General features: G+C 70.4%; 18 protein-coding genes and 2 pseudogenes. 9 read left to right on the top strand and 11 right to left on the bottom strand.

Annotated features, from left to right (window positions below; all coding sequences use genetic code 11):
- Positions 1 to 171: pseudogene (locus tag ABT186_RS24735) on the bottom strand (hypothetical protein); the annotation flags it as partial.
- Positions 172 to 272: 101 nt separating this feature from the next.
- Here ABT186_RS24735 and ABT186_RS24740 point away from each other — a divergent pair.
- On the top strand, positions 273 to 506 hold the full coding sequence (locus tag ABT186_RS24740) for a hypothetical protein (RefSeq protein WP_351228428.1): 234 nt from the start codon (positions 273 to 275) through the stop codon (positions 504 to 506).
- On the opposite strand, the gene ABT186_RS24745 is transcribed toward ABT186_RS24740, so the two are convergent.
- Positions 483 to 1,679, bottom strand: coding sequence for an NAD(P)/FAD-dependent oxidoreductase (locus tag ABT186_RS24745; RefSeq protein WP_351926881.1), 1,197 nt, complete (start codon positions 1,677 to 1,679; stop codon positions 483 to 485). The two genes, ABT186_RS24740 and ABT186_RS24745, sit on opposite strands and share 24 nt — an antisense overlap.
- 93 nt (positions 1,680 to 1,772) lie before the next feature.
- A complete protein-coding gene (sigJ, locus tag ABT186_RS24750; RefSeq protein ID WP_351228432.1) occupies positions 1,773 to 2,717 on the bottom strand; it encodes an RNA polymerase sigma factor SigJ in 945 nt (314 codons plus the stop codon).
- A 321-nt stretch (positions 2,718 to 3,038) separates the two neighbouring features.
- On the opposite strand from sigJ, the gene ABT186_RS24755 reads away from it, so the two are divergent.
- The gene (locus ABT186_RS24755; RefSeq protein ID WP_351926883.1) at positions 3,039 to 3,971 is read left to right on the top strand and encodes an RNA-guided endonuclease InsQ/TnpB family protein; all 933 of its coding nucleotides are present in this window, start codon (positions 3,039 to 3,041) and stop codon (positions 3,969 to 3,971) included.
- On the opposite strand, the gene ABT186_RS24760 is transcribed toward ABT186_RS24755, so the two are convergent.
- The 5 genes from ABT186_RS24760 to ABT186_RS24780 all read right to left on the bottom strand — a co-directional run bounded on the left by ABT186_RS24760 (position 3,868) and on the right by ABT186_RS24780 (position 11,192).
- Complete coding sequence (locus ABT186_RS24760) at positions 3,868 to 4,650, bottom strand: VOC family protein (RefSeq protein WP_351228436.1); 783 nt, start codon at positions 4,648 to 4,650, stop codon at positions 3,868 to 3,870. The two genes, ABT186_RS24755 and ABT186_RS24760, sit on opposite strands and share 104 nt — an antisense overlap.
- A 478-nt stretch (positions 4,651 to 5,128) precedes the next feature.
- On the bottom strand, positions 5,129 to 6,517 hold the full coding sequence (locus ABT186_RS24765) for a S53 family peptidase (protein WP_351228438.1): 1,389 nt from the start codon (positions 6,515 to 6,517) through the stop codon (positions 5,129 to 5,131).
- Between the two features lie 345 nt (positions 6,518 to 6,862).
- Entirely contained in the window at positions 6,863 to 8,791 is a 1,929-nt protein-coding gene (locus ABT186_RS24770) for a hypothetical protein (protein WP_351926885.1), read from the bottom strand.
- Between the two features lie 424 nt (positions 8,792 to 9,215).
- Positions 9,216 to 10,160, bottom strand: coding sequence for a chitinase (locus ABT186_RS24775; protein WP_351228442.1), 945 nt, complete (start codon positions 10,158 to 10,160; stop codon positions 9,216 to 9,218).
- A 426-nt stretch (positions 10,161 to 10,586) separates the two neighbouring features.
- The gene (locus ABT186_RS24780; RefSeq protein ID WP_351926887.1) at positions 10,587 to 11,192 is read right to left on the bottom strand and encodes a hypothetical protein; all 606 of its coding nucleotides are present in this window, start codon (positions 11,190 to 11,192) and stop codon (positions 10,587 to 10,589) included.
- Between the two features lie 237 nt (positions 11,193 to 11,429).
- Here ABT186_RS24780 and ABT186_RS24785 point away from each other — a divergent pair, with 237 nt between their 5' ends.
- From ABT186_RS24785 to ABT186_RS24805, 5 genes are all read left to right on the top strand, one after another.
- The gene (locus ABT186_RS24785) at positions 11,430 to 11,684 is read left to right on the top strand and encodes a hypothetical protein (protein WP_351926889.1); all 255 of its coding nucleotides are present in this window, start codon (positions 11,430 to 11,432) and stop codon (positions 11,682 to 11,684) included.
- A gap of 27 nt (positions 11,685 to 11,711) precedes the next feature.
- Positions 11,712 to 12,119 (top strand): DUF6153 family protein, encoded by a 408-nt coding sequence (locus tag ABT186_RS24790; protein ID WP_351228448.1) that lies wholly within the window; start codon positions 11,712 to 11,714, stop codon positions 12,117 to 12,119.
- Positions 12,120 to 12,201: 82 nt separating this feature from the next.
- Positions 12,202 to 12,849 (top strand): DUF305 domain-containing protein, encoded by a 648-nt coding sequence (locus ABT186_RS24795; RefSeq protein ID WP_351926891.1) that lies wholly within the window; start codon positions 12,202 to 12,204, stop codon positions 12,847 to 12,849.
- Between the two features lie 302 nt (positions 12,850 to 13,151).
- Positions 13,152 to 14,435 carry an FAD-dependent oxidoreductase gene (locus ABT186_RS24800; protein WP_351228452.1) on the top strand — a complete coding sequence of 428 codons (1,284 nt, stop codon included), beginning with the start codon at positions 13,152 to 13,154 and terminating at the stop codon, positions 14,433 to 14,435.
- 101 nt (positions 14,436 to 14,536) lie between these two features.
- On the top strand, positions 14,537 to 14,842 hold the full coding sequence (locus ABT186_RS24805; protein ID WP_351228454.1) for an Rv3488 family transcriptional regulator: 306 nt from the start codon (positions 14,537 to 14,539) through the stop codon (positions 14,840 to 14,842).
- 40 nt (positions 14,843 to 14,882) lie between these two features.
- Here the strand turns inward: ABT186_RS24805 and ABT186_RS24810 are convergent.
- Positions 14,883 to 15,272, bottom strand: a pseudogene (locus ABT186_RS24810) (amino acid permease); the annotation flags it as partial.
- A gap of 132 nt (positions 15,273 to 15,404) precedes the next feature.
- Between ABT186_RS24810 and ABT186_RS24815 the strand changes: the two are divergent.
- Both ABT186_RS24815 and lgoX read left to right on the top strand, forming a co-directional pair.
- Positions 15,405 to 15,959, top strand: a complete 555-nt coding sequence (locus ABT186_RS24815; protein WP_351228456.1) for a DoxX family protein — start codon at positions 15,405 to 15,407, stop codon at positions 15,957 to 15,959.
- A 461-nt stretch (positions 15,960 to 16,420) separates the two neighbouring features.
- Positions 16,421 to 18,427: an L-glutamate oxidase LgoX gene (gene lgoX / locus ABT186_RS24820; protein WP_351926893.1), complete on the top strand. Its 2,007-nt coding sequence runs from the start codon at positions 16,421 to 16,423 to the stop codon at positions 18,425 to 18,427.
- 61 nt (positions 18,428 to 18,488) lie between these two features.
- Here the strand turns inward: lgoX and ABT186_RS24825 are convergent, their stop codons facing one another.
- Positions 18,489 to 19,856, bottom strand: a complete 1,368-nt coding sequence (locus ABT186_RS24825) for a hypothetical protein (protein ID WP_351228460.1) — start codon at positions 19,854 to 19,856, stop codon at positions 18,489 to 18,491.
- Between the two features lie 437 nt (positions 19,857 to 20,293).
- Entirely contained in the window at positions 20,294 to 22,213 is a 1,920-nt protein-coding gene (locus ABT186_RS24830; RefSeq protein WP_351926895.1) for an Ig-like domain repeat protein, read from the bottom strand.
- Positions 22,214 to 22,422: the final 209 nt, after the last annotated feature.

Raw genomic sequence — 22,422 nt, forward strand, 5'->3', positions numbered from 1 at the left:
CAAAAACGTCCGCTCTAAAGTGCACGTCAGAACAGCCTTGAGATGCATACATCCCCGGCCTGAACGCCGGGGCTTTCTGCAAGAATCCCGGTAAGGGAGGAGCGCCATCTCGCGTGCGTTCTTGATGGCCTGCGCTGTCTGCCGCTGCTCCGCCGTGCGCCCTCCGGCCATGCCCTGTGCCCGCACTGAGTGTGCGTCGGGCGCTCCGCCCCCTCACGTCGAGCGGAGTGGCCCGCCGGGTCGGGCTCTGAAGACGGCATTGCACTCGCACGGTGGCCTCCAGCCGTGGTCAACACGTCGGCGTACATGTCCACTTCGTCGGCGAAGAGAGCCACCGGATCCAGGGCATCGGCTCCGACGACCAGGTCACCGTCGACGCCTGGGAGCACCCGGCCGAGAACCTCCACCCGGCGATCGTCGCCGCGTGCACCGACAGCGAAGCGGGCGCCCTCGATACGAGAGCGCCCCCTTCGCTGTGCGAGTCAGGCCGACGCCTTGATGGCTGAGCCCGCCCGGGCCTGCTCCCGTACGACGCGGCGGCGCCGGGTCGGCATCCCGAACGTCGGGTTGGCGACGCCCCAGGCCGCGCCCTTGCAGACCAGTTCCTTGTAGACGGCGGCGAGCCGTCCCGTCAGGGCCGCCCGGACGGCGCGGTCGTCGGCGGTGACGTACTGGATCAGGCCTTCCTTGCGGCCCAGCGAGATGCACTGGTTGAAGTAGCGGATCGGTACGTTCGGGAGCTTCCCGCCGGTCAGGCGGGCCGCGATGGCCTCGGCGGCCTGCCACGCGGTGAAGCCGCCGGAGGCGCACGACATCCGCAGCGGCTTGTCGCCGGGGCCCATCGCCATGGCCGCGTCGCCGATCGCGTACACGTCCGGGTGCGAGACCGAGCGCATGGTCCCGTCGACCACGATCTGGCCCGTGTCGGTGACCTCCAGGGTCGTGGCCCGCGCGATCGGGTGGACGGCGAAGCCGGTGGTCCACACGGTGACCGCGGCCGGGACGGACGCGCCGTCGGCGGTGGTGACGCGGTCGGCCTCGACGCCGGTGACGGCGGCGTGCTCGTGCACGGTGATGCCGAGCTTGTCGAAGACCTTGCGCACGTGCCCGCGGCCCTTCTCGGAGAGCCAGTCGCCGAGACCGCCGCGGGCGGCGAGGGCGACATCGAGGTCCGGACGGGCCTCGGCGATCTCGGTCGCGGCCTCCAGGCCGGTGAGGCCGCCGCCGACCACGACCACGGGCTGTCCGGCGTCCAGACGGGCCAGGCGCTCGCGCAGCCGGAGCGCTCCGGGGCGACTGGCGATCTCGTGGGCGTGCTCGGCGGTGCCGGGGACGCCCTGGTCGTTCCAGCCGCTGCCGAGGGCGTACACGAGGGTGTCGTACCCCAGCTCCTCGGCGCCGTTCGCGTCGATGACGGCGACGGTCCTGCGGTCGACGTCGACGCCGGTGACCTTCGCGAGCTTCAGGTCGACACCGGTGCCCGCGAACATCTCGCTGAAGGGCCGGGGCTTGAGGTACTGGCCGACCGCAAGCTGGTGCATCCGGACGCGCTCGACGAAGTCGGGCTCGGCGTTGACGAGGGTGATGGCGACATCTTCGCGGCGCAGCCGCTTGGCGAGGCGCCCGGCGGCGACGGCACCGGTGTATCCGGCTCCGAGGACGATGATGCGGTGCTGCATTTCCTGGCTCCTGTCTTCAGCGGGTTCGCCACCTGAACCGGGCGGCCCGCCGTTTCCTGACAGGAACGGGATGTGAAGCACCTCACATCAGGGTCAGAAGGCCTTGAGCAGGGGTTCGCCGTGGTCGGCGGCCGCCCACCGCCGGGTCGCGCGTTCGAGCTTGTCGGGGTTGACCTGGTTGCGGAAGGCGGCGATGCCCTCGGGGGTGATCTCCAGGCACATGACGCCGATGACCCGGCCGTCGACGACCGCCACGAGAGCGGGCTCGCCGTTGGCGGTCGTGGCGTAGACCTCGGGTGAGCCGCCGGCCAGGTCGCGCTTGGCCTTGCTGGGTTTGAACAGACCCCGCATGAACTTCGCGACCGCGAGGGCGCCCTCGAACGCCTTGGCGCGGGCGGGGACCTTCCCGCCGCCGTCGCCGATCGAGATGGCGTCCTGCGTGAGCAGCCGCACGAGCGGCTCGGTCCGGCCGCTGGTGGCGGCCGCGAGGAACTCGTCGATGATCCGCCGGGCGGCGGCCTCGTCGATCTCGGTGCGGGGCTTGCCGTCCGCGATGTGCTTCTTGGCGCGGTGGAAGATCTGCTGGCTGGCGACCTCGGTGATGTCGAGGATCTCGGCGATCTCCCGGTGCGGGTAGTCGAAGGCCTCCCGCAGCACGTACACCGCCCGCTCGCCCGGGGAGAGGCGCTCCAGCAGGGCGAGGACCGCGTACGAGACCGATTCGCGCTGTTCGACGGTGTCGGCCGGGCCGAGCATCGGGTCCCCGGCGAGCAGCGGCTCGGGGAGCCACTGGCCCACATAGGTCTCGCGCCGCGCGCGTGCCGAGGTGAGCTGGTTGAGGCACAGGTTGGTGAGAACCTTCGTCAGCCATGCCTCGGGGACCTCGATCTGGTCGACGTCGGCGGCCTGCCAGCGCAGGAACGTCTCCTGCACGGCGTCCTCGGCCTCGCTCGCGGAGCCGAGAAGGCGGTAGGCGATGGCCTCCAGGCGGCGCCTGGAGGCCTCGAACCGGTCCACTTCGCTCATGGTCAGGGCCATGGCCCGGATCCTAGCTCTCGCGTCGCACGACGGCCGCTGCAGTGCGGCCTCCACCTTGCTTTCGGGCAGGGTGCCCGGTCCTTCAGGGCCGGGGTGAATGCCCGTTCCCGCGGAGCGGGGCAGGGGAAGCCGAATCGCCGTCAGGGCGATTCGGTGTCGCCGCCCATGGCGCTGAGGGGGCACAAACAGGCGGTGATGAGGGGAGTTGAGGGCCCTGTGGCTGGTGACTGGCCGGATCGGCAGCCGGGAGCGGTCTCTCACACAGGTGATGTTGATCGATGGTATGCGCGGTCGTGGAATGTGCGGGCTAGGTTCACGTTCATGGCACGGTTTCGGATGTACCCGACGAGCGCACAGGCGAGCGTCATGCTCGACCACTGCGCGCACGCGAGGTACGTGTGGAACCTGGCCGTCGAGCAGCACGCGCACTGGTGCAAGGGCCGCAAGTCCGCGCCCGGCTTCGCCGAGCAGTGCCGTCAGCTCACCGAGGCCCGGCGTGAGAACGCATGGCTGGCGGCCGGCAACGCCGATGTGCAGCAGCAGGCCCTGAAGGACTTCGCCAGGGCCAAGAACGCCCGCTTCGCTTCTGGCTTCGGTGAGCCGACCTGGCGCAGGAAGTACGTGCACGAGGGCTTCCGCGTCATCGGTACCGACCGGATTGCGGAGTTCGAGGCGGACGGGTCGCCGAGGCTGAACGCGAGGACCGGCAAGCAGGTCATGGGCCGCTCGGTCGTGGTGCAGAGGCTCAACCGCAGGTGGGCGCGGGTGAAGGTGCCCGGCTGCGGCTGGGTGAAGTTCCGTCTCACCCGGCGTGAGCTGCCGGAGGCGAAGACGTTCCGCGTTACTTACCGCAATGGCCAGTGGCACATCGCGTTCGCCGTCGTCCCCGAGCCGGTCGACGCGCCCGGCACGGGTGGGGTCATCGGTATCGACCGGGGCGTGAAGATCACCGCGGCGCTCTCGGACGGGCGGAAGCTGAACTGCCCGCAGCTCACCGTCAAGGAACGGGCGCGGATCACGACAGGCGCGCCCCCGGACACGGGCCGGCCTGGACGGGGCCCCTCCGCCCAGAACCTGTGTGTTCGACCCGGAAACCGGTGCAGTGCGGGCCGACAGAGCTTCGCCGCTGGTGGGCCGTGCCGAGTTGCGGTCAGCCCTGGCGCGGGTTCGGCTTCAGCACGGCGAACACCGCCTGGCCCGGGTCCGCCAGCCAGGCGATTCGACCGACATCCGGCACGTCCGCGGCCGGCATGAGCACGGACCCGCCGCTCCCCTGCACCGCCGCGACGATGGCATCCGCATCGGTCACGGCGAAGTACGGCACCCAGCGCGCCTCCTCCTGCTCGCCCTGAAGCGGAGCCACGCCGCCGAAGGACCCCTCCTGCTGGTCGCCGTCCCTGATGCTGAGTACCCGGTACGTCATGCCGGGCGCCTGCATCTCCTGGAAGCGCCAGCCGAACAGCCCGTGGTAGAAGCGGATTGCCGCCTCGGGGTCGCTCACGTGCAGTTCCACCCACACCAGCGTGTTGTCCTCGGACGCCTTTTCAAGGCCCTTCGTCCTCCCGGGCTGCCATACGGCGAACCGCGCCCCCTGGGGATCGGTGAACTGGGCCATCCAGCCCTCGCCCATGACGTCCATGGGCTCGGCGCGCACAGTGCCCCCTCCGGCGACCACGTCGCGGGCGGTGGCCTGGATGTCGTCGCTCTGGAAGTACGTCGTCCAGGCCGGCTTGGCGCCCTCCTCGGTCAGCGGCCCGAGGGCACCGACGGTCTTCCCGTCCTTCTGGAAGAACCCGTACCCGCCGGATTCGGGCCCGGCGGACACGAACTGCCACCCGAAGACGGCGCCGTAGAAGGCGGCAGCCGCGTCCGTGTCCGGGCTGCCGAGGTCGATCCAGTTGGGTGACCCGGTGCGGAAGCCGGTGCCGAGCATGCGTTTCCTCCTGCGAGTCCGGTCCGGAGACCCCGCCACTATGCCGACTCCTTCGAAAGGGCTCGGCGCGCCGGACCGGATGGCCCGAGAGGTTTCACCCGAGCGCGGGAAGGAAGGGCCACCGGAGTGGGGGACCTCGACGGGCTTTCCGCCCGGTCCGGCGGCCGTGACACCTCAGGTACGCGATGCGCTGGAGGAAGTGACCCGCCGGTGAGGGTCACGGGGCCCGCCCTCTTGGGGGAGGTGCGGGCGCCGACGTGCAAGGGCAGGCTCGTTCCCCCCGTGACGGGTCTGCCCCTGCTCGTGTCATGTCATGGCCTTGGCCAGGACCCGCAGGCAGACCACCGCTCACGACCTGGCATTGCGAAAACTTCGCACACGGCCGTCCCCCTGGAACAGGCGGACGGCCCGGGTGCGGAACCCGGGCCGTCCGAAGGGTAACTCTCAGGCGAGGAAACCCTGTTGCAGCAGCGTGGCGTCAGCCGCGGTGGCTCGCGCGGGCGAGGGCGAACACGAAGCGGAGGGCGTCCACGGTGCCCACGCCGGTGGCCATGTCGTAGCCGTCGACGGCCTTGTAACCGGTGACGCCTTGGTAGCTGTTGTTGGTGCCGTCGTTGACGTCGACGATGCCGGTGCTCCTGCCGTGGTGGACGGAGCGCTTGGAGAGGGCGTACAGCGCCTCGTTGATGTTGCCCACCCGGTGGCCCGCCGCCTGGTCGGCGAGGGCGACGATGCCCGAGAAGAGCGGGGAGGCCTCGCTGGTGCCGCCGGTGATGTCCCAGCCCGTGGCGGTCGGGTCGAAGCTGGAGTAGATCCAGGCACCGCCGTTGACCGCGGCGGCCAGCGACACGTCCGGGGTGCCGCGGCGGGCGCCGACGACGTTCTTCACACCGTTCTGGAAGGCCGGGCGGGAGAAGACGTGGGACTGGCCACCGCCGCCCGCGCCGTTGTCGTTGTAGACGCTGTCCGGCTTGACGCGCTCGCCCTTGTCGTTCAGGTGGAGCTGGGTGCCGCCGATGGAGGTGACCAGCGGGTCCGAGGAGGGCCAGGAGTTGACGCGCTTCTTGTAGTAGGTCTTGCCGTCCGCCTGGAGGTCCGTGGCGCCGCCGTCACCGGAGGAGGCGAGGACGGTCACGTGCTTGCGGTTCGCGTCCTTGAAGGCGTAGCGCAGGTTCTTGATGCTGGAGAAGTCGCCCTTGTCGAAACCGGGGAAGGTGTTCTCGGTGGCGCCGAAACTCTGGCTGATGACGTCGCCGACCCCGTGGTCGATCAGGGACTTCTCGGCGTCCATCATCTCCGGAAGACCGGTGGTTCCCTCGGTCTCGGAGACCGCCGTCTCCACCAGGACGATCTTGGCGTCGGGCGCCACGGCGTGAGCCATCTCGACGTCCAGGGTGGTCTCGCCGGCCCAGCCGGTCATGTCGGAGTTCTTGGGGTCGAAGACGGGGACCTTGCCCCACTTGACCACGTTGACCTTGGTGCTGGGCAGGCCGAACTGCTTGCTGTAGACGTCGAGGTCGTGCTGGACGGTCGGGGAGCCGAACGAGTCGACGATGACGATGGTGCGCCCCTTGCCCGTGATGCCCATCCGGTACAGGGGGTTGAGGTCGTACGCGGTGCGGTACTGGAGCGGGTTGTAACAGGCGATGTGCCACTTGGTCTGGCACTGCTCGATGGAGAGCGGGCTGGCCACGCCATGAACCAGGGTGTGCCCGACGATGGCCGGAACCGCCTTGGTGTGCGGTACGGCGGCGGGCGCGGCGGTGGTGACGCCGGCCAGCGGAGCGGTCGCCAGCGCGGCGACGGCGAGGGCGGCGGTGGCGGCCGTGGAAGCCGCGACGCTCCGCCGGGTACGGGCTATGCGCATGAATCCCCCAGAGTCGTCCGGAATCGTGTTCCGGAGTCGCACGAAGTGGTCTCCGCGCATCCCATCGAGTGAGTCATGCACAGGACAAGACTATTGAACTGTCGATGTCGAATCCTTTACCCAAACACGCCCCACGGCCCGAACGGGCGTCCCTGGCCTGCACGTTCATGGCACGAGGACGAAGGGGACGCCCGTCGGGGCGGCTCAGCCGGTGCCGGCCAGGTGCACCCGGTGGCGGGCCTCGAAGCGCGCGAGGCATACGACGCCGCGGCAGCCGCCCGCGAAGCCCGACCGCCCGCCCGACGTGCAGTGTCGGGCGGGCGGTCAGCCGGTGGTGGGAAAGGGTCAGGGCACGTAACTCCGGGTGTTGCTGGACCACAGGGCGCCGCCGGTGCTGGGACCGCCGCCGCTCTTGTAGACGACGAAGTTCCCGTCGTTCTGCATGGTGGCGTAGGCGCCGGTGTGACCGTTGGTGTGGGTGGACCACAGGGCGCCGCCGAGTCCCGGCCCGCCGCTGCTCGTGTAGACCACCAGGTTTCCGTCGCTCTGCATGTACACGTAAGCGCCCGAGTGGCCGTAGGTGCCGGTGGACCAGATCGCCTTGCCGTCACGCTTGCGGTACATCACGACATTGCCGTCCGGCTGCACCACCAGACGGGTGTACCGGGACTGGGTCCACCAGCCGCCCTTGAGCTTCTGGCCCGAACCGATCGTCGCCGAGTGCACGTTGGTGCCGTCCGCCCACAGCGACCCGCCCGTGCTCGGACCGCCGCCGGCGCCGTAGACCACGAGGTTGCCGTCGTCCTGCAGCAGGAGGTAGGCGCCGGTGTGACCGTTGGTGTGGGTGGACCACAGGGCGCCGCCGAGTCCCGGCCCGCCGCTGCTCGTGTAGACCACCAGGTTTCCGTCGCTCTGCATGTAGGCGTACGCACCGGAGTGGCCCGAGGTGTTGCTGGACCAGATCGCCGGGCCGCTGCCCGTTCCGCCCGTCTTGAGGTACGCGACCAGGTTGCCGTCGCTCCCCATCGACAGCGTCACGTTCGCGCTGCTCAGCCGGTGGCCGGAGGTGAGCTTCGTGCCGGACTGCAGCGAATTGACGGTGTTCGCTCCGCCCGTGAAGGCGGCGATGCCGTTGGGGGTGCCGAGGCCGGTCGGGCCGTCGTAGCCGGAGCCGGCGGTGCACAGGTAGCTCGGCGAGCAGGTGCCGTTCGAGCCCGTGGTGACGTCGTTGAGCGCCGATGTGTGGCCGTACGGGTACGAGGACGGGTAGCTGTTCGCGGTCGGGGTGCCCGCGAGGGCGTAGGTGGCCGCGATGATGGGCGCCGATGCGCTGGTGCCGCCGAAGACACCCCAGCCGGACCCCCCGGTGGTGTCGTAGACCGCGACACCGGTGGCCGGGTCGGCGACCGCCGAGACGTCCGCGGCGGTGCGGTGGGAGCAGCCCGTGTCCGACTGCCAGGTGGGCTTGGTGCCGTACGCGGAGCACCCGGATCCCGTGCCGTAGGTGCCGTCGGACCACACCGACTCGGTCCAGCCGCGGGAGGTGCTCGCCCGGCTGAGCGAGGTGCCTCCGACCGCGGTGACATACGGGGAGGTGGCCGGGTACTCGGCGCCATAGTCGTTGTCACCCGCGCTGACGGTGATGGCGACGCCGGGGTGGTTGAAGTACTGGACGTCCGCGGTGGTCTGGCTCGGGTCCTCGGTGCCGCCGAAAGAGTTGGAGACGTACTTCGCACCGAGGGCGACGGCCTCGTTCTCGGCCGTGCCGAGGTCGGACGTGCTCGGGGAGTTCGCCTCGACGAGCAGGATCTGGCACTGCGGGCACGCGGCGCTGACCATGTCGAGGTCGAGGGATATCTCGCCGGCCCATCCCGCGTCCACACTCGGGTAGGTGGTGCCGCCGGTCTGGTTGACCTTGCGGAAACAGCCGTTCGCGGTGGTGCAGGCAGGAAGGCCGTACTGGGACCGGTAGGCGGCGAGGTCCGACTCGGCGGTGGGGTCGTCGTACGCGTCGACGATCGCCACGGTCCGGCCCGAACCCGCGGTGGAGGGCAGGTTGTAGGCGCTCTGCAGGTCCGAGGGACCGTAGCCGGGCGGTGCGGTGTTCGGGCTGACGGTCATGTGCTGGACGACGTCGGTCCGGGCCTCGGCGAGGCACGCCATCTGACCGGGCTTGGTGGCGCGGGCGCACAGGTGCTTGACGTGGGCCGCCGAGGAGGCCGACGGTGCGGCCGAGGCTGCGAACGCAGTCGCCGTGAACGGTCCGCCGGCCATGAGGGCCGCGGCGGACAGCACAGCGGCCGCGGCCGAGGCCCTTCGGCGTCTCCGTCTGCCGCCCGGCTCCGAGGTGGAATCTTCAGCCCTTGAGCGCAAGGAACTGCCCTTCTGTGTGGTGCTGATGGAGACCGACTGGTCTGCCCATGACAGTCGTTTGGTGGGATATCGGCGGATATGCGGCGAAATGCCACTGATCAACGCCGGGCTTCGTCCACTCCCCCGCCCTCGTCCGCGCCGCTATCCCCACGCCCGAACAGGCAAGTTGAGGGACCAGAAACACTCGCAGAAGCCTCCATGGCCAACGATCCGCTGGGCGATGGAGGCTTCTGGCAGGGACGGTAATCACACTGTCAACCAGAGGCAATCCGGAAAAAGTAAATCCTTGATCAGTGCGTGATCGTGTCCCGGGCGAGGTCGGCCGTCAGCGGCCGTCCATGCCCCGGGTGAACGGCTCGAAGGCGTGACTGAAGTACCAGGTGTCCTGTGCGATCCCGGAGCAGGAGTTGGCCCCGGACGTGCCGACGCAGCCGCCGTTGTCGCGCTGAAGCGCCCAGAAGGAGAGGGTGTCGATCCCCTTGGCGACGGCCCAGTTCTCGACCGTGACCGCGTCCTGCACGGTGAAGGTCTCCTCGGGGCCGAAGTCGTCGATACCGGGCATTTCGGTGACGCCGATCATGCCCCACAGGTGCGCGGGGTTCTTCTTCGGATACAGGGCGGCCAGTTGGTCGTGCAGGCCGGCGGCGGCGGTTTCGGTGTCGGCCGCCATGTCATGGGTGGCGCCGTCCCAGTAGTCGAACGTCATGATGTTGACGACGTCCACCCGGGCGCCGTTGTCGACGGCGTTCTGCAGCAGGGCCACACCGCTGGGTGCGAGGCCGGTGTTCGTCGTGGGCAGGGTGTAGGAGAACTGCAGGCTGTGGCCGGTGTGCTCGGCCCAGCGCTCGGCCTTGGCGACGGCCTTGTTGCGACGGTCGACACCGGCGGCGTTGTTGATGGAGTCGGCCTCCACATCGAGGTCGATGCGTGTGATGCCGTAGGTCTTGACGAGGCTTTCGTACACCGAGGCGATGGCGTCGACGCTGGTGCAGCTGTCGGCCAGTTCGGTGCCGGTGGTGTCCGCGCTGTATCCGCCGAAGGACGGGATGACGTTGCCGCCGCGCGCCTGGATCGCGGCGATGTCGCTGCCGAAGGCGGCCGGGGAGATCGGCTGGGCCGCGTTGCCGTTCCAGTACGCGGTGCACGAGCCCGCCTCGGCCGTCTGAAGGAAGGCCATCGTGAGGTACTTGTTGCCCGACTCGGCGGCGAGTGCGGCCGGGCTTTCACCGGTCCACGCCTCGAAGTAGGGCGCCGCCACATGTGCGGGCATGGGCCTGGCGGCGTGCGATGGCATCTGCGACGAGGCGTGGGCGCCACCTCCCCCGAGGGCAACCAGCGCGGTCGACAGGGCAGTTACGGTGGCTGTGGACAGAATTGCTCTGAAATGACCAGTTCGTCTCATTGACGCTCCCGTGGCGAAAAGAGCAGGCGGGGACAGCGGGAAGACCGGAAAGACAGACGTGTGCGATGTCCGCCGGGGCCGGTGCACACCGGAGGGCTCCTTCCGGCCAGGGCGAACAGCGACCATAGTTGGACTAGACCAATAATCTGTCAAGGTTCTTTACAGTTAACTGACCCGAGCCGGACGGGCAGGCTGCCTGCGACACCGGCACATGAACGGACAGAAACGGAAGGGCCCCTGGCGCACCTGCGCCGGGGGCCACGGTGGTCTTGAGGGCGGGGCCGACGGTGACCGTCAGGGCGGTGGGGGTGGAGTTGACCGTGGCCGCGCCGTCGGGGGACACGGCGACCGAGAGGTCGTATATGACGCCGCTGGAGGTGGAGCCCAGGGGCTGGGGCGTGGACCGGGTCCGCGGCCGGGGCGCGCGTGGCGGTCATCACCTGTTGCTTCAGGGCCCCGCCGGTCCGGGTCCGCACGGCGATGAAGGTGCCGTCGGCCGCCGCTGCCGGGCGGGGCGCGGACATCGACCGACCGCCGTACGTCGCCGGCGGGCGGGGCCGACCAGCTGCGCTGTGCCGGGTCCCAGGTGATGGCCAGGTCGGCCGGGGTGCCGTCCGTGCCGTCGAGCCAGGACACCACGGCCTGCCCGCCGCACGCCACGGCGAGGACAGGGGCCTCGGCGGTCTCGCCCCGGCCGGTGGCCACGCTGTGCGGAGCGCCCCAGGTGTCCCCGCCCGCGGGCTTGACGGCGATCACGAAGTCCCAGGTGGTGGCCTCGGCCGCCTGGTCGCGCCACAGAGCGGACGCGGTACCGTCACCGGCCACCTTGACGTCGCCCAGGATCTGTTGGCCGTCGGCGCCGGTCGGACCGGCGGGGGTGCCCCAGGGACCGGCCGACACCGTGTATCACGACGGCGCCGCTCCGGCGCCGTGATGATCACAGCACATGGCGCACCGTCTCACCAGGTCAGCGCCCGTCCGCGGGCGCGATCTTCCGAACTGCGGCCCCCCACCCGTCGGGTTAGCGTGGAGGAGGGGCATCGAGCGGTACCGGCCGATGAAACGGAATGGGACATGACCGTGCAAGCAGGCAGGACAGACCCCGAAACCGCGTCTCCCAGGGCGCCGATTGCGGTGATGAGTCCCCAGGGGCCGCGCGCCGCAGCCGAACGCGTCGTCTCGGACAATTCGCTGACCGTCCGCATCGGCGACCTGCGGCTCGAACTACCGCCCACGGACCAGCTCGTCTTCCTCGCGGGGGTCGGCGTCCTCGCGGCACTGGACCTCATCGAATGGCCGCTCGCGCTGGTCATAGGTATCGGGCACGAGCTGGCCCGCAGCCACCACGGCAAAGTGCTGCGCGAGTTCGGGGAAGCCCTGGAAAAGGCGTGACACCAACGTCCGCCTAGGATGATCCCGATGAACAGCCGCGAGCAGCACGTTCCACGGCCGGCGCCCGTACGGCGTTGGCGGGCGCTGCTCGTTCTCGGTCTGCTGGCGGGGCTGCTGGGCATGCACGCCCTGGCTCCAGGGGGTCTCGCCCCGGGACACACCCACACCCGGTCCGGCGCAGCCGCCATGGCCGCAGCCGCCATGGCCGCGGACGGCCTCTGTTCCGACGGCCACTGCGGCGGAAGCCACGTCCGGCACGCCGACTCGACCTGCGTGTCGGGAGCCGTCAGCGGAGGACCGCACCTTCCGGCCCTCACGCCCGACCCGGCGGCCGCCCCCGCGCACGCCGACGCCATGTGCTCGTACGCGGCCACGGCCCCGGACGGCGCACGCGCGCCACCATCACTGGCCGAACTCCAACTCCTGCGGATATAGGCACCGCCCCGGCACCGCGTCACACCCCGACGCGGCGCCCCGCATGCCCCATTCCCTTCCTTTGGACCGCAGGAGATCAAGCATGTTCCTCTCCCGTACCCTCACACGCCGCGCCGGCCTCGCCGCGGCCACCGCCACCGCCGCTCTCGTCCTCGCCGCCTGCGGCGGCGGCAGTGACAGCAGCAGTCACTCGGGCCACGACTCGGCGCCCGCGTCGGCGAGCGCCGACGCGAACGCCGCTGCGCACAACGCCGAGGACGTCTCCTTCGCGCAGGGCATGATCCCGCACCACCAACAGGCCCTGGAGATGGCGGGGCTCGCCGCCGGCCGGGCCTCCTCCGCCCAGGTCAAGGACCTCGCCTCGCGCATCGAGAAGGCGCAGAACCCGGAGATCGCGACCATGACCGGCTGGCTGAAGTCCTGGAACGCCGACGTGCCGACGTCCGGCAGCTCCATGGAGTCCATGCCCGGCATGGACCACTCCGGCCACTCCGGCATGCCCGGAATGATGGCCGCCAAGGACATGGCCGCGCTGAAGAAGGCCACGGGCAAGGACTTCGACACCATGTTCCTGACCATGATGGTCGAGCACCACAAGGGCGCGGTCGAGATGGCCACCACCGAGAAGAGCAAGGGCAAGTACGGCCCCGCGACCGGCATGGCCGACGACATCATCACCGCGCAGAACGCCGAGATCACCGAGATGAACAAGCTGCTCGGCAAGAGCTGACACCACCGCGGGAGGCCGGTGCCGGTGCCGGTGCCGGCCTCCCGCCCGGCCGACGGCCCGACCCGTCAGGGGGCGAGGGCGAAAGACCGGTTGCCGCTGAGCCTCCGGAGAGCCGGGAGGCGTCGCATGTATACGGTTCGACCATGTTTTGGACAACATGCCTGGATATCGTGTCCCGATACCGGCCGATGGGTAACACTGAGCGGCGGAGGGGGGACGCGCCGTCGGCGCTCTGCCGATGTGCCATCCCGAAGTGTCGCGCTGCCCTGGGGAAGGCGGCGTAGGAACCAGCGGAGGGATGCATGACGCAGTCGCTTCCGGGGCAACGCCATGCCCATGAGAGGGCGTTGACCGGGCGCGTGGGGCTTCCGGTCGTCGTGGTCGGAGCGGGCCCGTACGGACTGTCGGTCGCGGCACATCTGCGGGCGGCCGGGATACCGGTCCGCATCTTCGGTGATGTGCTGGGCAGTTGGCGCCACGCCATGGCCACGGGGATGTTCCTGAAGTCGACCCCGCAGGCCACCGACCTGTCCGCCCCGGAGCCGGGCGGACGGCTGGCGGATTTCCGCCGTCTGCACGGTGAGCCGGAACTGACCGAACTCACGCCGATCCCGTGCGATGTCTTCGTCCGCTACGGACAGTGGTTCCAGAAGCGGTACGTCGGCGAGGTGGACCCCGCGCGAGTGGTGGCCCTCGAACGGGCCACGGCCGGCACCGGGTTCGCCGTCCGCCTGGACGACGGGCAGGAACTCGCAGCCGCAGCGGTCGTGGTGGCCACAGGCCTGAACGGACTGGCCCATATTCCCGAGGAGTTACGCCGCCTCGCCCCCGAAGGACCGGGGCTCGGCGCCCTGGTGTCGCACACCAGCCATCACACCGACCTCTCACGCTACGCCGGCCGGCGGGTCGCCGTGATCGGCGGCGGCCAGTCCGCGCTGGAGAGCGCCGCGCTGCTGCACGAGGCGGGTGCCGATGTGCAGGTGCTGGTCCGGGAGAAGCGTGTGCTGTGGGGCACGACACCGGACTTGGCGCGGCCCTGGCCGCAGCGCCTGGCCCGGCCCGCCTCGCCGCTGGGCACCGGCTGGCTCCTGGCCGCGGTGTGCAGGGCTCCGGGCGGTGTGCGGCAGCTGCCCGCGTCGGCCCGGCTGCTGCTGTTCCGGCGGGCCCTCGGACCCTCGGGCGGCTGGTGGCTGCGGGACCGGGTCGAGGGCGTCGTGCCGGTGCGTACGTCATGTCGTGTCGTTCGAGCCGAAGCGTCCGATTCCACGGCCCGCTTGGACATCGCGGGTCCGGGCGGACCGGCCGGGACCCTCACCGTCGACCATGTACTCGCGGCCACCGGCTACCGCCTCGACCTGGACGCCCTGCCCTTCCTGTCTCCCGCCGTGCGCGGTGCGGTGACATGCGTGCCGGGCTCGAAGGCGCCCGATCTGACCGCGACGTTCGAATCGTCGGTGCCCGGCCTGTACTTCACCGGGTCGCTCGCCGCCCCGATGTTCGGTCCGATGATGCGCTTCGTGGCGGGCACGGAGTTCGCGGCCACACGCATCGCCCGGCATGTTGCCCGGCGGGCCACCTTGCCCTGAGCACGGCCGAACTCCCGTCGGCCGCCGCCGTCTCACCACCGTAGGATCGAGAACCGATATCGGCGTCGTCACTGCCGGTCGGGGACCTGGAGGTGGGCAGGGTGCGCGAGTTCCAGCGTGGCGCGGTGCGCCTGCACATCCTGCACCACGCGGCCGAGGGCGAGATCCACGGCGCCTGGATGACGGAGGAACTCGCCCACCACGGCTACCACATCAGCCCCGGCACTCTGTATCCCACGCTGCACCGTCTGGAGGCCGAGGGACTGCTGGTCTCCGAACAGCGCGTCGTGGACGGCCGAGCCCGCCGCGTCTACCGGGCCACCGCCGAGGGCAGGGCCGCCCTGGCCGAGGACCGCAGGGCGCTGGCCGAACTGGCACGCGAGGTCCTGGGCGACGAAGCGCTCTGAGCCGGACGGGCAGACGGCTCTACGACGCGCGGCGCGCGGCCGAGGTGCGTCGCACCCCGTACGCGGCAGCCGGCACGGCCAGGACCACGGCGACGGTCGCCCGGGTCAGCCAGGCCGCCCTCTGCACGCCGACGTAGTCCACCGCGGTCAGCGCCCCCACCGCGGCCACCGCGACGACGGGCGCCCGGCCCGGCCACACATACGAGCCCAGCGGGCGGCGAGCCGGGCCGACGACGTGGCGTTGCAGAACACCACCATCGCCGCGAGCGCCAACCCCACCAGCAGCCCCGACCCCGCCGCCCGCGCGGCCGGGCGCCGGCGCGGCGAAGATCCCCGCACCGACCATCGAACCGAGCCCGATCACCACGGCGTCGAACAACCGGAGCCGCCGCTCCAGCGCAGCTCCCCCGCCCCGCGACTGCAGATCCATGCCGGAACCGCCCGCCTGTCCCTCACTGCCGAGGTGCAAGATCACTCCTCTTGCGGAAGGATCGGTATGGGTGGCTTTGCCCCTCACGCCGGCGATCAGCGCCCGTTTCGGCGTCCATACCGGAGCATTCAGATGGCTGAGCGCAGCACGGACTCGCCGTCGACTCCCACGGAACCGGCAGCGCAGTACACGGGGAGACCATGGTCGTCCGCCCGCGACTGGGGACTCCTGCTCATCAGGCTGGCCGTCGGACTGCTGATGGCCGCGCACGGTGCTCAGAAACTCTTCGGGATCTTCGGGGGCCAGGGCCTGACGGCCACCGGCAAGGGATTCGCCAACCTCGGCTACCGCCCCGGAAAGGTCTACGCCGTGATCGGCGGTCTCTCCGAGTTCCTCGGTGGCCTCGGTCTGGCCCTTGGGCTGCTCACTCCGCTCGCGGCCGCCGCCCTCATCGGGGTGATGATCAACGCCATGACGACCGTCACCGGTGCCCACGGCCTGTGGGAGACCGACGGCGGAGTGGAGTACAACATCTGCATCGCCATCGTCGCCCTCGCCATCGCCGCCATCGGTCCGGGACGGCTGGCCATCGACCGGTTCTTCCGCTGGGGTACGGGCGGCTGGGCCGAAGCCACGCTCGCCCTCGGCCTCGGCGGCGTCGCTGCCGCGATCACGCTGAGCCTTTGAACCGGCGCCGAGAGCGCGCCGGACGCCGACTCCGTGTACCGGCCGTCAGGAAGCGCTCGGGGCGGGAGTCGGGCCCATGCCTGTCATGTGGACGATGTGCCGCCGAGCCTGGGCCGGAACCCGTTGAGTGTCTTCGGCTGGGCGCTGACGACCCAGCGCGATCCGACCAGGTACGTGCCCTCCGCCGCCCTCTCGTCCTCGGCACCGCTGCAGGCCGCGGTCAGCGGGAGGAGGGCCGGGCTGCCGGCGACAGCGACGCCGCGGACCAGACTTCACCGCCTGCGAGCGGGAGGCAAACTCCGGGAGCGGGGCCCCTGGTGGTGATCAGGGGGCGTACGGATGCGGGGCATCCGCTCGGGCAACGACCGGAGGTAGTGGTTCCGCCCCGTCGCGCTCGCACGTTCAGGTGATCACCGCTGATCGTCCTGTGCGTATACGCCGTCGCCCCGTATTCAGGGCGTATGGATGAACCACGCACCGCAGCCGACCACCGTCCCTTGTCACGGCGGCAGTTCACGACCGTGGCCGGTACGGCCGCGACCGCCCTCGGTGTGACCACGGCGGGCGCGGCCGCCGTGACGTCGGCCGTTCCCGCTCAGGCGCCCTGCCCGCCCGGATCCACCGCCGACCGGGCCACCTGTCTCGCGGTCGCCCGCGCGCTGCTGGTCGTCGACGACGACAACCGGCCGCTCGTGCCGACGTACCGGAAGATCCTCGGCTCGGGTCTGCCCCGCACCAGAACCGGGAGCGGCAAGAAGATCCTGGTGGTCGGCGCGGGACCGGCCGGTCTGGTCGCGGCCTGGCTGCTGAAGCGGGCCGGGCACCATGTGACGGTGATCGAGGCCAACGGCAACCGCGTCGGCGGCCGTATCAAGACCTTCCGCACCGGCGGGCACGAGCACGCCGAGCAGCCGTTCGCCGATCCGCTGCAGTACGCCGAGGCCGGGGCCATGCGGATCCCCGGCAGTCATCCGCTGGTGATGAGCCTGATCGACCTGCTCGGCGTCAAACGGCGCCCGTTCTACCTCGTGGACGTCGACGGCCGGGGCAAGCCCGTCAACCACGCCTGGCTCCATGTCAACGGTGTCCGCATGCGCCGCTCCGAGTATGCGGCGGCACCCCGCAGGATCAACCGGTCGTTCGGCGTGCCGCGCACGTACTGGGACACGCCCTCGTCCAAGATCCTGAGCGGCGCCCTGGACCCCGTACGCAACGAGTTCAGCACGGTCGGCAAGGACGGCAGGCGCGTCGACAAGCCCATGCCCGAGCGGGTGGAAGGCTGGGCGCGGGTGATCCAGCGGTACGGCGACTGGTCCATGTACCGGTTCCTGACCGAGCAGGCGGGCTTCGACGAGCGGACCATCGATCTCGTCGGCACACTGGAGAACCTGACCTCACGGCTGCCGCTGTCCTTCATCCACAGCTTCATCAGCCAGTCGCTGATCAGCCCGGACACCGCGTTCTGGGAGCTGGTGGGCGGCACGGCGACCCTGCCGGACGCGCTGCTGCGCGAGGTGGGCGACCTGGTGCGGCTGGACCGGCGCGCCACGCACATCGAGTACTGGGCCCCCGGCCGGCACGGCACCGACGACACCTCGCGCGTCCGCCCCGACGGTCCGCACGTATGGATCGACACGGTCTCCGAGGGACGGGACGGCAAGGTCGTGCGCGAGGAGTTCACCGGCGACCTCGCGATCGTCACCGTGCCGTTCTCCGGGCTACGGCAGGTGCAGGTCAGCCCGCTGATGTCGTACGGCAAGCGCCGTGCCGTCGCCGAATTGCACTACGACAGCGCGACCAAGGTGCTGCTCGAATTCAGCCGCCGCTGGTGGGAGTTCACCGAGGCGGACTGGAAGCGGGAGCTCGACGCGGTGCGGCCCGGGCTGTACGACGACTACCGCGCGGGCAGGGCACCCGCCGACGGGAGCCTCCTGGGCGAGCACCCCTCCGTCCCGCCCGGGCACATCAGCCCGGCGCAGCACGTCCACTACGCCGCCAACCGCTGGGCCACCCGCGACCAGCCCGAGGCGGCACACATCGTCGGCGGCGGCTCGGTCTCCGACAACTCCAACCGTTTCATGATCAACCCCTCCCATCCGGTCCCCGGGAGCGAGGGAGGTGTCGTGCTTGCCTCCTACAGCTGGGCCGACGACGCCTCCCGCTGGGACTCCCTCGACGAGGAGGCCCGCTACCCGCACGCCCTCAGGGGCCTGCAGCAGGTCTACGGGCAGCGCATCGAGGTCTTCTACACGGGCGCCGGCCGCACCCAGAGCTGGCTGCGCGACCCGTATGCGTACGGGGAGGCGTCCGTCCTGCTTCCCGGCCAGCACACCGAGCTCCTCGCGGCCATCCGGGCCCCCGAGGGCCCGCTGCACTTCGCCGGTGACCACACCTCGGTCAAGCCCTCGTGGATCGAGGGAGCCGTCGAGTCCGGAATCCGGGCCGCACTGGAGGTGCACGGGGCTTGAGAGCAGTCCGGCCCGGCGGAAGACGCCGGGCCGGGTGCTGTCGGGGTCGCGGTCGGCCGCACTAACGAGGAGACAGCCGAGCTTCGACGCCTCGCGCGCCGGACCGTGGACGTCCATCCGACCGGGGGCTACGGGGAGTTGAGGGTACGACGGCGGAACGAGCCGACGACGGCGCCGGCCGCGAACGGCGGGGGCCGAGCGCACCCGGCCGCCCGGCACGCCTCACATCGTTGCGGCAGGGGCTCTTCGACGACTGCCGCAGCGCATCCGGATGGCCGGGCGGCGCCCCGTCGGCTGCGCGGGCAGTCTGCCCCGGGAGGGACGGCGGCCCCGCCGCCTCGCTGCCGCGGCGCTTGTTGCGGGGCGTGCGCTGGGGCCACCACAGTACGTACGCGGCGGATCCGACGGCGAAGGCGAGCCGGATCAGCCCTCGGGTGGAATCGGAGGGGACCAGCAGCGCACTGCCGTACAGCGAGATCAACGCGATCCAGCTCACCCACGGCACCAGCCGCCGCTGCCCTATGGAGTCCCAGATCAGCGTGCCGAGCAGGACCGACGCGTTGTAGTACGTGTACACGCTCGGATCCAGCACGATCCGCGCGTCGGCGGCGAGCAGCACCACGGCCGGCCAGCGGTGTCTGCGCACCGCCAGCCAGCCCAGGCCGATGCCGAGTGCCATCTGAGCCGGCCGGTCCCACCAGGGGGTGGCCGGGTCGCTCACACCGAACCACCGCAGCGACGATGCCGCCTGGTTGGGGATGGTGAAGCGCGCCGCGGCCAGCGTGTTCATATGGGTGAGGTAGAACGGCAGCCACGCGGCGGCCACCAGCCCGACGGCCCAGAGGGTGGAGCGCAGCCGCGCGGGCCGGGGCAGTACCAGCAGCAGCGGCAGGAAGCCCACCGCCCAGGGCTTGGAGTCCATGGCCAGTGCCAGGAACACGCCGACGGCGACGGCGTTGCCGCGCACCAGCGCACGCACGGCGAAGGTGGTGAAGAACAGGGCCAGTACGTCATCGAGGTGTGCAAAGCGCACCGAGACCTCCACCCACATGGGGATGAAGGCGGCCCCGGCCACCAGCACACGCTGCTGGAGGCGCTTGTGGTTCAGTCCGGTGCCCAGGTTGTGGTCGGCGGCCGCACGGCCGATGAGGACCAGCATGTACAGACCCAGGCCCGACATGAACGCCTCGGCGAGTTTCTCGCCCGCGCCGGCGGGGAAGGGTGAGAACAGCCCGGCGACCAGGAAGCTGACCGGGCCGATCTGCAGTTCGGGGTGGTTGGCGTACAACGCGAGGCCGCCGCCGGGCACCTGACTGAAGAGCAGTTCCTCACCGCGTGTCAGATAGTGCCAGGACACGGCTCCGTGCCGTTCGGCCACGAAGAACCAGACGATCGTCCACAGGGTCAGCAGTGCGTGGTGCCACCGCACTGGAGAGCGTCCGATCCGGCCGATCCGCGTCCCATCCCTGGACGCGGCTCCTGCCGTCTCCGCGTTCCGCACATTCCGTCCTTCCCATCTGCCCGCCCCCGGCTTCGGGATGGCCGAGGACGCGGCCACCGCGTGTCGCCGCCGACTCGGCGGGGTGGCAAGTGCCCCGCGAAGGCACCTCGCCGAACGAGGTTCCTGTCGCGAACCGCCGGAAGCATAGCGGCACACTTGCTGGATTGCGCAACTATAGGGTGAACTCCCGATGCGGAGCGAACCGCGTTCGGCCAGTCCTGTCACGCCCCGACGCGCCCTGGGCAACCCCACAGTACTTTCTTTGTTTCTCCACAGTCACAGTTTTCCCCAAAGCTTGACACAGCGATGCCCCGGTCGTCGTGAGAACCGGGGCATCGCTGCGGGCTGGCTGAAGAAGGAGTGGGCTAGTTGGAGAAGTACAGGTACTTCCAGGACCCGTACGTCGTCGTGTTCACCGTGTCGCCGGACGTTCCGTCGACGTACACCGACCGCATCCGCGCCTTGATGCCGGAGCGCCCGGGGGCGTCCAGGCTCACGACCGACTTGCCGTCCGTGCCGAGCGGGAAGTATTCCGAGTCGGCGGAGTGCCACGCACCGTTGTAGTAGACCTGCAGGTCGAAGCGCTGCTTGCGGCCCTTGTAGTAGGTCATGCTCGTCGTGAGCAAGGGGGCGGTGCTCTTGTGGAACCAGTAGTAGTTCGTCGAGCCGATGTAGGCCGTCTTGTAGTACCTGGCGACGGCGGTGGAGATGCTCACCCTGGCGTACGCCGTGGACTTCACCGTCTTGGGGGCGGTGCGGGTGTCGCCCTTGAACACCGCGGTGACATCCGTGTCCCGGGTCATGTACACCGTCGCGGAGATGTTGCCGCCGGAGTCGACCGTCCCCGTCTTGATCAGCTTGTTGGGCTTGTCGGCGCCGAAGGGGTTCGCCCAGATCTCGACCGTGCGGTTCCTGTACGTCGAGCCCAGGTGCGCGGTGAAGGTGACGGCCTTGTTGTAGTCGTACACCTTGCCGTTGTTGTTCAGGGTCAGCGTCGGCGTCGCGAAGGAGACGGTGACCTTGTCGGAGGCGGTGGCCGGGGCGTGGCCGCTGTCGCCGGCGTAGGAGACCTTGTAGGTGACCGTGCCTCCGGCCTGCGGGGTGTCCGTGAAGGAGTACGTGCCATCGGCCTGCACGGTGACGTCGGGCAGCGCCTTGCCGGACGGGTTCTCCGCGTCGGTGCGGGTGACCTGGAGCGTGGCGCCGGCGGGCAGCGCTGTCGACGCCGACAGCGTGCCGGTGACGGTGAGCTGCTTGCCACCGGTGGCGGTGGACGGGGCGTCGACCGTCAGGGTGGGCGTGTCCAGCGTCGGGTTGCCGAGCGGGGTGACGACCCAGCCGCTGTTCGTGCCGACCAGGGCGAACAGCCGGGAGGAGTCGGGCGACCAGGCCAGCGGGGTCAGGGCGCCGTTCGAGCCGGTGTTGTAGGTGCGGATCGGCACGGTGGCGTCGCGGTTGTACACCGACACCGTGCCGCCGTTGGCCTGGGCGACCAGTCCGTTCGGGGCGATGTCGGCGTCCTGCCCGGCGGGGTAGGCGCCGTCGGCGGTGAACGTGCCGTCGGCGTAGGCCTGCCGCTCGGCGCCGTTGACCAGTACCTGGGTGGCGCCGGGCACGAGGTCGATGTCGCGGATGCCGCTGTTGAGCGAGTAGTCGCCGTGGTAGTACGCGACCTGCTGCGGGGTGCCGGAGGATACGTCGAGGACGGCCATCGAGTCCGTGGACAGGCCGGTCTCACCGACGGCGAGCAGGCCGGGCCGGGAGGGATCGGTGTCGAGGAGCGCCTGGCCCCAGAGGTGGTTGGAGAACTGACCGACCTGCACCGTGCCGCCGCCCGCCGGATCGACCGAGCCCAGGTCGCCGTCCCACTGGTCGCCATAGGTGAACCACACCTTGCCGCCCGCGACGGCGACATGACGCGGACCCGTGGTGGTGGGCACGGTGTAGCGGGCCTTGACGTCCAGCGTGGCCGCGTCCAGCGCCACGATCTGGTGGTTGCCCGACGCGGCCGCGTACAGGGTGCTGCCGTCGTCCGACAGCGCAAGATCGGTGACCTCGGTGATGCCGTCCACCGAGTCGACGAGGTTGCCGTTGTTGTCGCCGGCCAGGATCTTTCCGCTCTGGGCGTCGCCGACGAAGACCCGGCCGACGGCGTCGTCCGCCACGAAGCCGCCGACGGCGTAGACGGAGGCGGAGGCCGCCGAGGCGGACCCGGCCGCGACGACGCTCAGCGCCGCCGAGCTGAAGAGGACCGCGAGCGCTGTCGCGGTCGAGATGCTGCGCATACGCACAGTGCTGTTACCCCCACGATGAAACCGGCACAGGACCGGGAGAGTTGGGAGCGCCGCGCAGCACCCGGACGTACCCGCTGCGGTGCGGGAACGCGCGGGGCGCGGCTGCCTGTGCGCAGGGTATGACACGGGAGTGACAGGGGAAGCGACGGGGAAGCGTTTTCCCTCGCGCTGTCCCTCGCGCTGTCCCTCGCGCTGTCCCT

This window comes from Streptomyces sp. NPDC001634, from assembly GCF_040298185.1.
Taxonomy (GTDB): domain Bacteria; phylum Actinomycetota; class Actinomycetes; order Streptomycetales; family Streptomycetaceae; genus Streptomyces.